The organism is Collinsella sp. CLA-SR-H006 (assembly GCF_040097075.1).
Taxonomy (GTDB): domain Bacteria; phylum Actinomycetota; class Coriobacteriia; order Coriobacteriales; family Coriobacteriaceae; genus Collinsella.
Window position 1 is genome coordinate 61,195 of the sequence record NZ_JBBNPD010000003.1, and the last position, 16,176, is coordinate 77,370.

17 protein-coding genes are annotated in these 16,176 nt (G+C 60.4%); 1 reads left to right on the top strand and 16 read right to left on the bottom strand.

What is annotated here, in order from left to right:
• Positions 1 to 3 precede the first annotated feature (3 nt).
• The 15 genes from lepA to pyrR form a co-directional block, all read right to left on the bottom strand.
• Positions 4 to 1,815 (bottom strand): translation elongation factor 4, encoded by a 1,812-nt coding sequence (lepA, locus tag AAA069_RS02995; RefSeq protein WP_117735177.1) that lies wholly within the window; start codon positions 1,813 to 1,815, stop codon positions 4 to 6.
• A 96-nt stretch (positions 1,816 to 1,911) separates the two neighbouring features.
• Entirely contained in the window at positions 1,912 to 2,178 is a 267-nt protein-coding gene (gene rpsT / locus AAA069_RS03000) for a 30S ribosomal protein S20 (protein WP_022094714.1), read from the bottom strand.
• Between the two features lie 133 nt (positions 2,179 to 2,311).
• On the bottom strand, positions 2,312 to 3,274 hold the full coding sequence (holA, locus tag AAA069_RS03005) for a DNA polymerase III subunit delta (RefSeq protein WP_349127528.1): 963 nt from the start codon (positions 3,272 to 3,274) through the stop codon (positions 2,312 to 2,314).
• Between the two features lie 78 nt (positions 3,275 to 3,352).
• Positions 3,353 to 5,656 carry a DNA internalization-related competence protein ComEC/Rec2 gene (locus AAA069_RS03010; RefSeq protein ID WP_349127529.1) on the bottom strand — a complete coding sequence of 768 codons (2,304 nt, stop codon included), beginning with the start codon at positions 5,654 to 5,656 and terminating at the stop codon, positions 3,353 to 3,355.
• A complete protein-coding gene (locus AAA069_RS03015; protein WP_349127530.1) occupies positions 5,653 to 6,330 on the bottom strand; it encodes a helix-hairpin-helix domain-containing protein in 678 nt (225 codons plus the stop codon). Before AAA069_RS03015 ends, AAA069_RS03010 begins: the two co-directional genes overlap by 4 nt.
• Positions 6,331 to 6,579: 249 nt before the next feature.
• A complete protein-coding gene (gene thiI, locus AAA069_RS03020) occupies positions 6,580 to 7,824 on the bottom strand; it encodes a tRNA uracil 4-sulfurtransferase ThiI (protein ID WP_349127531.1) in 1,245 nt (414 codons plus the stop codon).
• Entirely contained in the window at positions 7,825 to 8,106 is a 282-nt protein-coding gene (locus AAA069_RS03025; RefSeq protein WP_035138532.1) for a DNA-directed RNA polymerase subunit omega, read from the bottom strand.
• Positions 8,107 to 8,111: 5 nt separating this feature from the next.
• The gene (gmk, locus tag AAA069_RS03030; RefSeq protein WP_349127532.1) at positions 8,112 to 8,681 is read right to left on the bottom strand and encodes a guanylate kinase; all 570 of its coding nucleotides are present in this window, start codon (positions 8,679 to 8,681) and stop codon (positions 8,112 to 8,114) included.
• Positions 8,682 to 8,990, bottom strand: coding sequence for an integration host factor, actinobacterial type (mihF, locus tag AAA069_RS03035; protein ID WP_006236130.1), 309 nt, complete (start codon positions 8,988 to 8,990; stop codon positions 8,682 to 8,684).
• Positions 8,991 to 9,229: 239 nt separating this feature from the next.
• The gene (pyrF, locus tag AAA069_RS03040) at positions 9,230 to 9,946 is read right to left on the bottom strand and encodes an orotidine-5'-phosphate decarboxylase (protein ID WP_349127533.1); all 717 of its coding nucleotides are present in this window, start codon (positions 9,944 to 9,946) and stop codon (positions 9,230 to 9,232) included.
• On the bottom strand, positions 9,940 to 10,863 hold the full coding sequence (locus AAA069_RS03045) for a dihydroorotate dehydrogenase (RefSeq protein ID WP_022094721.1): 924 nt from the start codon (positions 10,861 to 10,863) through the stop codon (positions 9,940 to 9,942). Before AAA069_RS03045 ends, pyrF begins: the two co-directional genes overlap by 7 nt.
• The gene (locus AAA069_RS03050; RefSeq protein ID WP_349127572.1) at positions 10,863 to 11,630 is read right to left on the bottom strand and encodes a dihydroorotate dehydrogenase electron transfer subunit; all 768 of its coding nucleotides are present in this window, start codon (positions 11,628 to 11,630) and stop codon (positions 10,863 to 10,865) included. The genes AAA069_RS03045 and AAA069_RS03050 overlap by 1 nt, the downstream gene beginning before the upstream one ends.
• Positions 11,631 to 11,746: 116 nt before the next feature.
• Positions 11,747 to 13,036 (bottom strand): dihydroorotase, encoded by a 1,290-nt coding sequence (locus AAA069_RS03055; protein WP_349127534.1) that lies wholly within the window; start codon positions 13,034 to 13,036, stop codon positions 11,747 to 11,749.
• A complete protein-coding gene (locus AAA069_RS03060; protein WP_035138537.1) occupies positions 13,020 to 13,964 on the bottom strand; it encodes an aspartate carbamoyltransferase catalytic subunit in 945 nt (314 codons plus the stop codon). Before AAA069_RS03060 ends, AAA069_RS03055 begins: the two co-directional genes overlap by 17 nt.
• Before the next feature lie 4 nt (positions 13,965 to 13,968).
• Entirely contained in the window at positions 13,969 to 14,553 is a 585-nt protein-coding gene (pyrR, locus tag AAA069_RS03065) for a bifunctional pyr operon transcriptional regulator/uracil phosphoribosyltransferase PyrR (RefSeq protein ID WP_349127535.1), read from the bottom strand.
• Between the two features lie 451 nt (positions 14,554 to 15,004).
• On the opposite strand from pyrR, the gene rpmB reads away from it, so the two are divergent.
• The gene (gene rpmB, locus AAA069_RS03070) at positions 15,005 to 15,193 is read left to right on the top strand and encodes a 50S ribosomal protein L28 (RefSeq protein ID WP_022094725.1); all 189 of its coding nucleotides are present in this window, start codon (positions 15,005 to 15,007) and stop codon (positions 15,191 to 15,193) included.
• A gap of 196 nt (positions 15,194 to 15,389) precedes the next feature.
• Here rpmB and AAA069_RS03075 read toward each other — a convergent pair whose 3' ends face one another.
• On the bottom strand, positions 15,390 to 16,166 hold the full coding sequence (locus tag AAA069_RS03075) for a transposase (protein ID WP_349127536.1): 777 nt from the start codon (positions 16,164 to 16,166) through the stop codon (positions 15,390 to 15,392).
• Positions 16,167 to 16,176: the final 10 nt, after the last annotated feature.

Below are 16,176 nucleotides of genomic sequence, written 5' to 3' on the forward strand. Positions count from 1 at the left end.
GGCCTACTCGTCCACCTTGAGAATCGCCATAAAGGCCTCCTGCGGGACCTCGACCGAGCCGATGGCTTTCATGCGCTTCTTGCCCTCTTTCTGCTTCTCGAGCAGTTTGCGCTTACGCGAAATATCGCCGCCGTAGCACTTGGCAAGCACGTCCTTGCGACGCGCCTTGACGGTGGAGCGGGCAATGATCTTGTTGCCGATAGCACCCTGGATGGGCACCTCAAACAGCTGACGCGGGATGATCTCCTTGAGCTTGTCGCACAGACCGCGGGCCAGGCCATAGGCCTTGTCCTTGTGCACGATAAACGACAGCGCGTCCACCTCATCGCCCGAAAGCAAGATATCGAGCTTCACAAGCTCGGAAGGACGATACTCGTTGAACTCGTAGTCGAGCGAGGCATAGCCCTTAGTGCGGCTCTTGAGCTGGTCAAAGAAGTCCAAGATGAGCTCGGCAAGCGGCATATCGAAGCGCATCTCGACCGATTTGCTCGTCAGGTGGATCATGTCGGTCGTAACGCCGCGGTGCTCGATGGCGAGCTGCATGACGGCGCCCGTGTACTCAGGCGGGCAGATGATCTTTGCCTTGAGGTAGGGTTCCTCGATACGCTCGATGCGCGTGGCCTCGGGAAGGTCCTGCGGGCTGCGGACATCGATCATCTCGCCGTCGGTCTTGTAGACGTGATAGTCGACCGAGGGACTCGTGGCAATGAGGTCCAAGTTGAACTCGCGCTCCAGGCGTTCCTTAACGACTTCCATGTGCAGCAGGCCCAGGAAGCCCACGCGGAAGCCAAAGCCGAGCGCCACCGAGGTCTCGGGCTCCCACACCAACGACGGGTCGTTGACGTGCAGCTTATCGAGTGCGTCACGCAGGTTCTCGTAGTCCTTGTTATCGATCGGGAACAGGCCCGTATAGACCATGGGCTTGGCCTCGCGGTAACCAGGAAGCGGCTCGGGGCAGGGGTTCGACGCCCAGGTAAGGGTGTCGCCCACGCGAACGGCCTCGGGGTCCTTCAGGCCCGTGACCACGTAGCCGACCTCGCCAACCGTCAGCGCGTCAACCGGGGTCTCGGCAGGACGCTTGACACCCACGCCGTCGACCAAAAAGTCGCCCTCTGCCTGCATCATGCGCAGGGTATCGCCCTTTTTGATGGAGCCGTCAAAGACGCGCACCGTGGCCACCACGCCGCGATACTCGTCAAAGTACGAATCCAGAATGAGCGCTTTGAGCGGAGCATTTGCATCGCCCTTAGGCGGAGAGATCAAAAAGACGATGGACTCTAGCAGATCGTGAATACCCTCGCCGGTCTTGCCCGACACGCACACGGCATCATCGGCGGGAATCGCCAGGTCATCCTCGATCTCGGTCTTGACCTCGTCGGGATGGGCCGAGGGCAGGTCAATCTTGTTGATGGCAGGAACAATATCCAGATTGGCGTTCATAGCGAGCGTCGCGTTGGAGACGGTCTGCGCCTCGACGCCCTGCGTGGCGTCGACAACGAGCACCGCGCCCTCACAGGCTGCCAGCGAGCGCGAGACCTCGTAGGTAAAGTCAACGTGGCCCGGCGTATCGATCAGGTTGAACTGATACGTCTCGCCATCGTCGGCGTCATAGGAAACGCGGACGGCATTGGACTTGATCGTAATGCCGCGCTCGCGCTCGATATCCATGGTGTCGAGCAGCTGCGACTCCATGTCGCGCTCGTCGACGGTATGGGTGAGCTCGAGAATGCGGTCACTGATCGTGGACTTGCCATGGTCGATGTGCGCAACAATTGAGAAGTTGCGGATGTGGGAAATGTCAATTGAAGTATTCATGCGGACTATCTTACCCGAGCGGTACAAAAAATGGAGCCTGTTCCATAAAACAGGCTCCATTTATGCGCGTAATCTGTGTGGTGTGAAATTTACAACTTAGGCGTTGATGCTGTTCACGAGCTTGGCAAGACCGGACTTGCGGTTGGAAGCCTGGTTCTTGTGGATAACATGCTTGGCGGCAGCCATGTCGAGACGCTTGGTGACGGTCTTGAGGGCAGCCTGGGCCTTCTCGGCGTCGCCCTCGGCGACGGCGGACTGGACGTGCTTGGTCAGCGTCTTGAGCTCGGACTTGACAGCCTTGTTACGCATGCGAGCTGCCTCATTGGTGCGGATACGCTTCTTCTGAGACTTGATGTTTGCCACTTCTGGAGTTCCTTTCGAGTTCCTTGCAAAAAATGTATGACACCTCTGAGACACGGTGAGGTCATGCAAGCGCCTACTATAGCACGCTCCCCCTCAAAGGGATAGAACGAATTTGTCAAATAGGCAGGTATCATCACGATTTTCTCAAGATGTTCGTAATCCAGAGCAAAAGCGCGGTCTGAGAATCGGCCGAACCCTTCAGTGCGAGCTCCACATCGACCGCGCCCTCGAGCGCGGCAACGAGCTCTGCCATCGAAAAGCGACGTGCCCAGGTCAGGTGATTCTTGACCTGCCAGGACTGGAGCTTAAGTGTTGCGGCCAGCTCACGACCCTGACCGCGCGCATCGAGCGCCTTGGCGACGATCAGCTCGCGGATGCGGCCGCACAGCAATGTATAAGTCCACACGTAGCTCTTAGCGGGCAATAGATTGAAAAGCTCGAGCGAGCGTCGCATGTCACGGGCCGAGACCGCATTGAGAAAGTCCCAGGGTTGAACCTCGGCAGTGCGCACAATCCAGCGCTCCACATCGGCAAGCTCAATCTGGGGCGCCTCGACCATCTGAGCAAGCTTAGCCAAGTCGTTATCGAGCATGCGAGTGTTTTCACCCGAACGCGAGACGAGCTCCTCGGCGGCCGCCGTCGAGATCGACTTGCCGTGCTGCGTCGCCATCTGCTGCACGCGGCGCGGTAGCTCCCAGCGCTTGGTGCCGGAGCAATCGATCACAGCCTTCTTGTCGATCTTGGCGATCGCCTTATACAGGCGCGTGTTCTTGGCAAGCGAGTCGGCGATGATGAGGCAGACCGTTGTGGGGCTGGGACTCGCCAGATACTCGACGAGCGGCTCCGAGACCGCCTTGGCGAGCTTTGAGCAGCCGTCAAGGATTACCAGGCGAAACTCGCTGCCCATCGGAAAGGTGTTAAGCGATCCGATAATGGACTCGATATCGGGGTCCTTGGTCATGTCGCGCTCGTCGAGGTTGAACTCAACCATACCCGACTTTTCCAGACGCGCTTTCATACGCGAGACGGCGTGACCGCGCTTGACTCCGTCGGTACCGACAATCAGATATGCCGGCAGCAGACCGGTTTCGGACATTGCGCTCCCCTCCCGCAGGCCTTCGTATTCGTTCCGTGCCATTCTAGCCCAGGGGCCCACCACACGCCAACGACGTCGTCACGGTCGCTGGCATCGCATCGCAAAGCCATTCGCAGTCGGCGTGACGGTAATGTCTCCGTGTTCGATGGTGCACGCGAACACGCCGCCCGCTTCCTTAACGGCATCGATGCAGGCATCGGACGGATGGCCGTATCGATTCCCCTCGCCCGCGCTCGCGAGGGAAAGCTCGGGCTTCAGGACGTCCAGCAACTCACCATCAACTGAAACCTTAGAGCCGTGATGCCCAAGTTTAAGGACATCGATATCCCCCACTTCCTGCACGAATTCCCGTTCTTGGTCAAGCTCGGCATCACCGGTGAGGAGTATGCGCAGGCCCTTGCCTTCCTGAACATAAGAGAGCAACAGGACAAGTGAGTCCTCATTTCCCTCGCCATCCACGGACTCGAATGGCCACACCACGCGGGCGCAAAAAGAGCCGATGTCGACCGTATCCCCACGGCACACCTGCCGATACTCCACGCCAGGTCGGTTCAATACCTCGGCAGGAGCATCATCCAGCGCATCCGCCGCCACGGCAATCGTTCCGACCGAAAACTGTTCGAGCACGGCAGGCAGACCACCCCAGTGGTCCTCATCCCAATGCGTCACAAAGACGGCATCGATATGGTGCACGTTATTGCGAACCAACGCCGCCACCACGCGCTCGTCGAGCCCGCAGTCGACGAGCGCCACTGCGCCGCCCTGGCGAATAAGAATCGCATCGGCCTGGCCCACATCGAGCACCGTCACCGAAGGCGGAGCGAATCGATCCCAGTAGGCGTACGGAATCGCAGCCAAGAGCACCAGGCATGCAAGCCCCACCGCCATAGGACGTGCACGGGGACGCGGCCACCAGACCAGCAGAACCGCCAGCAAACACGGCACTAGGTAAATCCACATGCTATCGGGCGGCACGCTCACGGATGCACCCGGCACGGCGGCAAACAGCTGCTCAAAGAACAGCGCGCAACGGGCGGCAATCATGGGCACAACGAGCGCCCAAGTCCGCAACGGCGCCACGAGCGAAAAGGGAACCAGCACGATCGACACGACGAGCAGTACGCTCACCACCGGACCGAGGACCGCATTTGCCAGCGGAGCAATGAGCGAGAACGTACCGAAGGCAGGAATGGTAATGGGAAGTGTCGCCAGTTGCGAGCACAGCGTGACGGAAAGCATGCCGGCAACGCCCGACGGAACACTAAGCTCACCCAAAGCGTAGGTCGCATAGGGGCAAAAGCACAGAATGGCTAAGACGCTGGCACATGAAAGCTGAAAGCCCATCTCGAACAGAACCGTCGGCCGCAGCAGCACAAAGATGGACATGGTTACGAAGAGTGCCGAAAGTCCGTGCCGGCGACGCCCCGCGCCGTTTACGACAAGCGTCGCGAACACCATGCAGCACGCGCGCACGGCCGAGGGAGACGCGCCCGTAAAGGCAACGTAGCCCACAAGCGTTATCGCCAATATCGCCCGCTGAAGACCACGTGAGCACCGAGTCTTTTGCAATACACCCTCGATTACAAACCCCACGATAGCCAAATGGCTGCCCGAGACGGCGATAAGATGCGCCGTTCCCGTCACCGAAAACCAGTCGCCCGCCGGCTGGGCGCGCAGCTCGGCCGAACGACCGCAGGCGACACCGGCTATGAGTGCACGCGCCGGGTCGGTCGCAGGCGCGATGGACGCAAGCAGCCCATTTCGCATCCGAAGAAGCGGCCCCGGAGAGTCCTCATCGACCGACAAAATCCGAACGACTTTAACCTTACGTACCTCGCCTCGGAGCACGCGCGATCGTCCATACGCATCGTTCTCAAAACGTGAAACGCGACCGATAACACGCGCGTGCGCCCCGACCTTGAGCTCGCGGTCACACGATAGGCGAACCGTTGCCAAGTTCTTACCGTCCGCGCGTGCCTCGCAGGTATAGGAATACACGTCGTCGTTTATGGATGGATCACCCTGCACGACAAACTCAAGGCTGCTTGCCGCTCGACCGTCGAGCGCCTTCGAGGCGCTGAGCGCGCCCACAGCCCACCAGGCCGAGACGACCGCTCCCGCCACAAGACCGACGGACGCGGCATACAGCCACCGCTTCCAAGGGACAAGCCACGCACAAGATTGAGCCAGCACAACGAATACCGCCGCCGCAACGGGGATGGCCCAAAGCGGCCCGACCGCCGAAGCCCGCTCCCACAGCAGCGCATCGGCGGCCACGTTGAGCACCAAGGCGCAGCTCATGCACATGCCGGCACACAGGGCCATCGTCCACGGCATCAGAGGCCGCGGAGGCATCACATGCTCGCGCTCGGTCGCACTCATACGCAGATGGAATCTTTGATTTTGGCAAGCTTCTTCTCGCCGATTCCCGACACACGCATCAGATCGTCAACCGAGGCAAAAGCACCGTTCTTTGTCCGCTCATCGATAATCGACTGGGCCATGGAGGGACCGATGCCAGAGAGCGTCTGCAGTTCTGCCGCGCTTGCCGTATTGATATTTACTAGGCCTGTTGCGCCACTCACGCCCGATGATGCGGAAGCCCCACCATCAACACCAGCTTCCGCAATGGACGCCTGCTGCTCCCCTACCGTTGGAACGTGAATCTTCTGTCCATCGACGATCTTAGATGCCCGATTGAGCCCCGTAACGTCTGCCTCGGGCGCCAGCCCGCCGGCGGCATCAATCGCCTGAGCCACCCGAGCGCCGTCCTTGAGGCGGTATACACCGGGCGACACAACGGCGCCATCAACATCGACATAAACCTCTGCCGCGGCAGACGCCTTAGGCGAAGAGCCTTCGGATGTCTTTCCGCTCGAGGCATCGCCGGATCCCGGCTCCACTAACGAACCCGAACCATCAGTGCGCTCAAACGACACACTGCCGGCACCGCCGCCAAGGTTCGCCATCGCCAGTCCACTCGCCATCGCAATGACGACCAGTATCGCCATCACCACTGCCTTATGACCGAGCAGCTTGTCCGCCAAGCGGTCCATCCGTTTGACCCGTTCGTGTTGTTCGCGCTGCGCCATAGCAAAACCTCCCAACAACATCGTGTCAGGAAAAGAGCCCTGCAACAGCCACGCTCCAAAACCGGTTTTAGCGGTCAAACCAAAAACCGACCAAAACCTTGCACAAATCTGTCCAATTATTCAGGCACACGTCAGCAAATGAACACTTAGCCGCAAAATGCCCAGATAGCAAAAGACCGACGATGCAGGCGCATCGTCGATCTATGCACAAAATTACTCGTGATCTTGGTAAATCTCACGCGGAGCAAGCTCCGAATGTTTGCGTTTTAAGGTCTTAGGGGCCTTATACGTGTTGCTCTCGAAGTCGATGTACTCGGTCTGCTTGAGCAGGCGCTCGATCATCTCCTCGTGATCGAACAACTCCCAGGCCTCATGCACGGCATCGAGTTTAGCGTGCGTCTCGGGACGACGCGGCATAAACAGCGTGCAGCAGTCGGGCGCAGCCTCAGTCGAGATATCGAACGTACCGATCTCCTCGGCGCGCGCGATGATCTCCTGCTTGTCCGAACCGATGAGAGGACGGAACACGGGGATCTTCACGGCCTCGTTGACGGCCATGATGTTCTCAAGCGTCTGGGAGGCAACCTGACCGAGCGATTCGCCGGTCACGATAGCCTTGGCGCCCTCGATGTGCGCAATGCGCTCGGCAACCGAATACATGATGCGACGGTACATAATCACGCGCAGATTGCTGGGGCAGGTGGCCGAAATCTCGCGCTGGCAGTCGCCAAACGGGACTACGTACAGGCGACCGATCTGGACACCCGGCTCAAGCGCACGGATGATGTCCTGCACCAAATACTCGCTCGTATCGGGCGTCTGCGGACGGCCGGAGAAATGTACCGGCACGCACACCGCGCCGCGACGCGCGAGCATCCAGGTCGCCACCGGAGAATCGATACCCGACGACAACAGCGTCACGACCTTGCCGGCAGAACCCACCGGCAGACCGCCAACGCCACGCTCGGAGCGCGCGTACACATAAACGCTACCCTGGACCACCAGTACGTGCACCATAGCGTCGGAATCGTGCATCTGAACCTTTTTATCGGGGAAGGCCTCACACAACACCTCGCCCACCTGACGATTGATGTCAATCGAAGTGAGCTCATAGTCGGTATTGGAGCGCTTGGCGTGCACCTTAAACGACTCGAAGGTACCGAACTCGCGCAGCGCCTTCACGGCGGCGGCGCAGTACTCCTGCGGGTCGCGGTTCGTGTGATATGCCAGGGACACGCGGGCAACGCCGGGAACGGTGCGAATGACACGCGCCGCCTCGTCGGCCTGATGCTCGTTAAAGGTCACGAGGATATAACCGGAAATTCGAGACACGGCATTCACGGAAAAGGCGGCCAAGGCCGCCTTGATGTTATCCATGAGGATATGCTCAAAATGTGCGCGGTTCTTACCCTTCAGTCCAACCTCGTGATAGTGGACCAGGCAGACGCGAGCCGCCATTTAGGCTTCAGCAACCTTGTGGCCGAGCGCCTTCTCGTAACGGGCCTCGTCGTAAGAGATGTCGCCATCGACAATCTCGTCCATTGCCATCGAGATGGTATCGGCACCGGAAAGCCCGATGGTGATGTCATCGACATCCTGGACGGCAAGCACGCGGTTGTGCTGGCCACGCAGCATGCTGTTGATGTCGCAGGCGCGCTTGGAGGCAAGCGAAGCGAGCAGGAAGCGGTTGTGATCGGTCTTCTCCAGAAGATCGTCAATGCAAGGCTTTACAACGGACACGGACCTCAGATCCTTTCATGCATATCGAGAACGCGAACGAGCTCATCGGTCGCGCGGTCGAGATCGTCATTTACCACGACGTCGTCGTAGCGGTCGGCAAGGGCAAGCTCATGGGCGGCGTTTGCCATACGCAGCTCAATCGTCTCGGGCGTCTCGGTACCGCGACCGACCAGACGCTCGCGGAGCACCTCAAGCGAAGGCGGCTTGATAAAGATCAGCACGGCCTCGGGGAAACGCTCCTTAACCTGCAGGGCACCCTGGACATCGATCTCCAAAATCAGAGAGGCGCCCGAGGCGAGCTTGGATGTGACCTCGCTCACCAACGTGCCGTAGCAGTTACCGTGGACCTCGGCCCACTCAACAAACTCACCGTTTGCCACGCGGCGGTCGAACTCCTCGCGCGTCAGAAAAAAGTAGTTGACGCCGTCGACCTCACCTTTACGTGGTGCTCGCGTGGTAGCCGAAACCGTCAGGCCCAGATTCGAGCGGCGCTCGCGCACACGAGTGACGAGCGTACCCTTGCCTGCGCCTGACGGTCCAGAAATCACAAAGAGCTTGGAATCCTGAGCGCTCACTTATTTGGTCAGCTGCTCGAGGAGCTGCTCGCGCTGACGGACGCCGAGGCCCTGGACGCGACGGGTAGCGGAGATACCGAGCTCCTCCATGATCTTGGCGGCCTTGGCCTTGCCATAACCAGGGAGAGACTCGATGAGGGTGGAAACCTTCATGCGGGAAGCGATGGGGTCATCGGAGTTGAGCACGGACTCGAGGGACTTCTCGCCCTTCTTGATCTGCTCGCGAAGCTCAGCGCGGGCGTGACGTGCGGCAGCAGCCTTCTCAAGAGCCTGCTTGCGCTGCTCATCGGTAAGCTGAGGGAGTGCCATTCGTACCTCCAAAAAGTTGGGTTATATCTGATTCAATAATTGGCATTTTAGCACGTAGAACGTACAAAATGCCCAATCGCGGCTCCATAGGTTAGACGATACCCGCAAAAAGTGCAATATACTGCGCCCAAAGTTAAGCCCCTGACCTGCGATTCCACACAAAGGATGGGAAAGTTTACGCAGGCACAGGGGCTATTTTGTGCTAATGAGACCCAAAAGTGGTGACTTAGGGGAATCTTTTAGGCGACGTTTTCGACCAGCTCAGCGACAATAGCGTCAAAGGCGGCAACCGGATCGTCGGCGCCAGTGATGGGACGGCCCACCACAATGTGGCTTGCGCCACGCTCGATAGCCTGGGAAGGCGTCGCCACGCGGGACTGGTCGCCTAAGGCGGCACCCACCGGACGCACACCCGGAGTCACGATCAGAGCATCGGGACCCAGCAGCTCACGCATGTCGTGAGCCTCCATCGGCGAGCACACGATGCCATCGATGCCGTTGGCCTGAGCGAGCTTTGCCAGGCGGGCGGCCTCCTCGGCCACGGGCGACTCGACGCCGATCTCGCTCAAGGCATCCTGATTCATACTCGTGAGCACGGTGATGGCGACGAGCCTGGCGCGGTCCTCGCGCGCCTCCTCGGCACCCTCGCGGCAGGCAGCGAGCATGGCACCCGAACCCAAGCCGTGGACCGAAAGCAGGTCGGCACCGGCAAGCGAGGCCGAACAGGCGGCACCGCGAACCTGATGCGGAATATCATGGAACTTAAGGTCAAGGAAGACCTTAAAGCCCAGGTCCTTAAAGGTCTTGACGATCTCGGGGCCCTCAGCGTAATAGAGCGTCATGCCAACTTTGAGCCAAGCGGCATGGCCCGAAAGCTCGTGGGCAAGCTCGAGCGCACGCTCACGGTCGCAGTCGAGAGCGACGATTACGCGGTCGCGGGCATCGGTCTCTAGCATTCGAACGCACCTACCAGTTCGTTGATGTCCTTCACGCCCTGGGACTCGGCCCAGGCCTCGAGCTCATGCGCAATCTTGAGCGAAGCGCACGGATCGACGAAGTTGGCCATGCCGACCGACACGCAGGTGGCGCCAGCCAGGATAAACTCAGCCGCATCCTCGCCGGTCATGACACCGCCGACGCCGTTGATGGGGATATCGACGGCCTGGGCGACCTCCCAGACCATGCGAACGGCGATGTGGTGGCACAGCGGGCCCGAAAGGCCGCCCTTGGGCTTGGCCACGCGGGACTTGCGGGTATGGACGTCGATGGCCATGCCCTGGATGGAGTTGATGACCGAAAGGCCGTCGGCGCCGGCAGCCTCGAGGGCCTTGGCGATCTCGGCGACGTTGACCGGCGCCATCTTCACGAAAAGCGGCTTATCGGTCACCTTGCGGCAGGCAGCCATAACGGAAGAGGCGCCCTCGGGCGTGGAGCCCATGGCGGCACCGCCGGCGGCGATATTAGGGCAGCTCACGTTGATCTCGTAGCCGGCAGCCCAAGGGCACAGCTCGACATACATCTCGAGTGCGCGGACAAACTCGTCAACGGAGTGGCCGGCAACCTGACAGATGACCTGGCAGCCGTCCTTGGACAGCTGTTCGAGCCACGGACCGGACTCGCGGGCAAAGGCGGCCACGCCGGGGTTCTGAAGGCCCACGGAGTTGATCATACCGCCGGGGATCTCGGCCATGCGGGGCGCGGGGTTGCCGGGCCAGGGCTCGGCAGCGCAACCCTTGGTGGTGATGGCACCCAGCTGGGAAACATCAAAGAAGTTCTGGAACTGCCAACCGTAGCCAAAGGTACCGGCTGCGGTGTTGATGGGGTTCTGCATCTTGACGCCGCCGAAATCGACGGCCATGTTCACGGTACCCACTAGAAGACCACCACCTTGGAAGCATCGAACACGGGGCCGCACATGCAGGCGCCCTTCATACCGTCGACCGTCTCGACATTGCAGGTGTTGCAGGCGCCAAAGCCACAGCTCATCATGCGCTCGAGCGACACCTCGCAGTACGCACCGGCCTCGGCGGCAGCGGCGGCGACCTTCTTCATCATGACGGCGGGGCCGCAGCTGGCGACGTAGTCGTAGCCACCCTTGCCAAGCAGCTCGGCTGCCGGGTCGGTGCAAAAACCGTGCATGCCAAGCGAGCCGTCGTCGGTGCACACGTTAACCATGGCGCCCAGCGCGCGGAACTCATCGACACCCACGGCCTTGGAAGCGGTGCCAAAGCCCAGGCACACGTCGACATCCACGCCCTGCTCGGCAAGCTTGCCGGCAAGGCACAGCACGGGCGGAACGCCGATGCCGCCCGCCACGAGCAGCGCCTTCCTGGTGCCCTCGGGAACAAACCAGCCGCGGCCGCCAGGGCCCAGCAGATTAGAGGTGGAACCGGGAGCCATCTGCGACAGACGACGGGTGTCGTCGCCCACGACGGCGTACCACAGCTCGACGGTGCCGGCCTGGGCGTCGGCGCGATAGAAGCTCAGGGGCACGCGAAGCAGCGAGGACGCATCGCCGGGTACGGCAATGTTCACAAACTGACCGGGCTTGAGCGCACTTGCAAGCTTGGGGGCCGAAATGACGAGCGAGAAGATGCCGTCGGCGATCTCCTGGTTCGAGACGACCTCGAAGTCGTGCATGCGTGCAGTGGAAGGTGTGGGCATAGACGCTCCAATCCCCCATGCGGTTGCATGGTCCAAACGAACAGAAAGCGCGGCACCGCAAGGGCACCGCGCACAAAAGCGATAAGGCTATGCTAGCAGATGCAGCCGTCGGCGAGCGTCTGCTTACCGCCGACAAACACATCGGTGGCACGACCGGTAAGCGTGCGGCCGGCGAAACCGGAGTTCTCGGCGCGCGACTCGTAGCCGTCCTCGCCGACCGTCCAGGTGGCGGACGCGTCGAACACGGTCAGGTCGGCAACGGAGCCCGCCTTAACCTGAACCTGGTCGAGGCCCAGGATCTCACGCGGCTTGATGGCCATGAGCTCGACCATACGGCCCATGCTCATCTTGCCCGTGTTGACCAGCTCGGTGAGCACGAGCGACAGCGAGGTCTCGAGGCCGATCATGCCAAAGGGTGCGAGCTCGAACTCGCGGGCCTTCTCCCACGGGGTGTGCGGAGCGTGATCGGTAACGATCACGTCGACGGTACCATCGATGACGCCCTGACGAATGGCCTCGGCGTCCTCGTCGGTGCGCAGCGGCGGATTGACCTTGAGCGAGGTGTTGTAGGTCTCGTCCAAGTCGTTCTCGGTCAGGAACATGTGGTGCGGGGTGGCCTCGCAGGTCACCTGGACACCGGCGGCCTTACCGGCACGCACGATCTCCAGGCCATGGGCGGTGGAGATGTGCTGGATGTGCAGCTTGGCACCGGTCAGCTTGGCGATCTCGATGTCGCGAGCGATCTGGAGCTCCTCGCCGGCAGCCGGCCAGCCCTCGAGAGCCAGACGGGTCGAGACCTTGCCCTCGTTGATCTGGCCGTGGCCGACCAGGTCCTCGTCCTGGCAGTGGCTCATAAAAACCTTGCCGAACATCTTGCCGTAGTCCATGCAACGACGGAGCATGCCCGCGCCCTGCACGCCGCGACCGTCGTCGGTAAAGGCGACAACACCGTGGGCGACCATATCGCCCATCTCGGACATGGCCTCGCCCTTAAGACCGCGGGTCATGGCGCCCGACGGATAGACGCGGCAGTGACCGACCTCGGCAGCGCGGGACTTGACGAACTCCACGACGGTGCCGTTATCGGTGACGGGATCGGTATTGGGCATGGCGCACACGCCGGTAAAGCCGCCCTTGGCAGCTGCGCGGGTGCCGCTCTCGATGTCCTCTTTGACCTCATAGCCGGGCTCGCGAAGGTGAACGTGCATATCCACCAGGCCGGGGACGAGGTACTTGCCGGAAAGGTCGCGGACCTCGGCTCCCTCGACGGCGAGATTCTCGCCGACCTCGGCGATCTTGTCGCCGTCAATCAGGACGTCAACGACACCGTCAAGATCGACGGACGGGTCGACGACGTGGGCATTCTTAAGAAGCAAGGCCATTATCGGCACCTCCAAGCAGCAGATACAGGATAGCCATACGCACGCAGATACCGGCGTAGACCTGCTCCAGGATGACGGAGCGTTGCGGGTGGTCGGCCATATAGGAGTCGAACTCGACGCCGCGGTTGATGGGGCCCGGGTGGCAGATGATCGCATCGGGCTTCATGAGCTTCTCGCGGTCCTTGGTCAGACCGAAGAGCTTGTGGTACTCACGAATGGTCGGGAACGGGGCGCCCTCGAGGCGCTCCTGCTGCACGCGCAGCATGTAGACGACGTCCAGCTCGGGCAGGACGGAATCGAGGTCGCTCGTCACGTGGTCGCAGCCCAGGACCTCGGGCGCCGGCGGCAGCAGCGTGCCGGGGGCGACGGCGTAGGTCTCGCAGCCCATGATCTTAAGGGCGGGGATCAGCGAGCCGCAGACACGGGAGTGCGCGATATCGCCGACGACGGCAACCTTCAGACCGTGGAAGTCGCCCTTGTGCTCCCAGATGGTGTACAGGTCGAGCAGGGCCTGCGTGGGATGGTTGTGCTTGCCGTCGCCGGCGCAGATGACGCTCGCGGGCGAGTTCTGCGTGACGATGTAGGGAGCACCGGCATGCTTATCTCGCACGACGATGCAGTCGATCTTATAGGCGTTGAGGGTCTCGACGGTGTCGACGAGGCTCTCGCCCTTGACCGTGGAGGTCGAGGAGCCGCCAAAGTTGAGGCTGTCGGCCGAAAGACGCTTCTCGGCGAGCTCGAAGGAGCTGCGGGTGCGCGTCGAGGGCTCGTTGAACATGTTGACGATGGTCTTGCCCTTGAGCGTGGGGACCTTCTTGATCGCACGCTCGTTGACCTCGGAGAACGCCTTGGCGGTCTCGAGGATGAGCTTGATGTCCTCTTCGGAGTACTCGGTAATGTCGATCAGGTGCTTATGGTTGAACGCCACGGTACTACTCACCTCCCAGCGGCGCGGAGCCCACGTGGGAACCCGGCGCGACGTCGTTAATCTCGACAGCGGTGTGGCCGTCGACTTCCTTCATATATAGGTGCACGTTCTCCTCATGCGACGAGGGAACGTTCTTGCCGACAAAGTCCGGCGAGATGGGGAGCTCGCGGTGACCGCGGTCAACGAGGACTGCCAGCTCAATGCGGCTCGGACGGCCCAGGTCCATGACGGCGTCGAGAGCGGCGCGAATGGTACGGCCCGTATACAGGATGTCGTCCACCAGCACGACGCGCTTGTCGTCGACGCTAAAGGGAATGTTGGTGGCGTGGATCGCGGGAGCGAAATTGGTAGCGTAGTCATCGCGGTAGAAGCTGATGTCGAGGCTGCCGAGCGGAACGTCGACGCCCTCGATCTCCTTGATCTCCTCGGCGAGCTTCTTTGCCAGAAGGTCGCCGCGCGTGACGATGCCGACCAGAGCGAGGTCTTCACAGCCCTCGTTGCGCTCGAGAATCTCGTGCGCGATGCGGGTCATCGCTCGATTGACGGCGGTCTCGTCCATGATGACCGCCTTGGGGGAAGTCGTGCCCATCGATCTCCTTCCTCACATGTCTTGACTGCTGACACAGTCAAAAAAATAGATGCCCGACCGCTCAAAGCGGACCAGACACCCACAGGAAGGGCTGCTCTTTGGCAGCTATGTAATTCCATGTGGGTATCTCGTACCCCTTTAATGGTCAAGGGATAGTGTAGCCAACCTCGAGCTTAATTGCGAGCATAAATACAGGGCAATCCGTAAACGGAGCCCAATGCTCAATAAACCTATATATATTTGTGGGACGAGCTTGAAAACGTACGCACGAGCTGGCATAATCCCCTCTGCTGCACGCAAATCGGATCTACGTCCAGGGCCGTGGCGTGAGCACTATCGCCAAAAGAGAAATATCTCTGTGTAGATTACGCACAGGGAGCTGCTTCTGTGCTATAGTTCAGGCTTGTTTGTTAACGCGACATGTTCGTTTGTCGCCCAAGGAGGGTCAGTTATGTCCAAAGTTTGCGAAGTTTGCGGTAAGCACCCCGTTGCCGGTCGCTCCATCAGCCACTCTCACCGCGTCACCAACCGTAAGTTCCGCCCCAACATCCAGCGCGTCTACGTCGTCGTCGATGGTCACCGTCGCAAGATGAACGTTTGCTCCACCTGCCTCAAGTCCGGCAAGGTTGCGCGCTCCTAAATAAGGTCTTACCAACAAGTACCTCGGACTCTCCGGGTCAAAGACCTCGCGTTCACATAGAACTTACCAAAGGCGTCCTCCCCTACGGAGGGCGCCTTTTTGCACTCATTGGGGACAGACTTACATGAGTGTTTTCACGCATTGGGGACAGACATGGCGCCCGCATGCGGCGTCCCGATCGGCTCCGACCCCTACCTCACGCAGCCTCCTTCCAGCCTGCAGTGGCCTTGGTCACGCTTGTGGCGCCGATACCGGTGATACGGGCAATTTGCTTGACCGTGAGATGTGCCCGCCTGAGCCTCAGCAGGCAGGCATCGCGTTCGGGGCGTGGCAGGGCCTTGAGCAGCACAGGATCTATGCTCAGCAGGACATCGCGCGCAACGGAAAGAGCCTCCTCATCGGGGATCCGCCGGCGTGGAAGAACATCCACTGACCAGATGCGCCCGGCAACTTCCTCGAGATGCTCGCAATAGCAACGGGAGCCTCCGACAATATCGAGCATAGGGGCCGCATCACAGATGTCAAAGGGATCATAGCCAAGCTGATATGCCTTGTAGCTTGACCAGCGGTACGCCTCAAGTGAGTCGAGCGCACCTTTCACGGGATTGAGATGAATATAGTCGAGCAGCTGTACCGCCTGCGTGTCCGACTCAACCGCGACCCGCGAATAGCGATTATCAAACAGATGCCCCGTTCTCCCCGTTTTCCCATTGAAATACTTAGCATATGCCGTCAGCGCGCACTGCATTGCCTTTGAAAGGTTGTCAAATGGGTCATCAACCATCAAATGGAAGTGGTTGTCCATAAGGCACCAAGCCAACACCGCAACTTTATGGCGCGCAAACCTGTCCGAGATATCCGATAAGAAACGATAACGGTCGGAGTCATCTTCAAAAATAATCTGTTTGGAGTTGCCGCGGTCATAGATGTGGTAATAGCCGGTGATCGAAACGGCGCGGGCGCATCGGGGCATAAACTCTCCT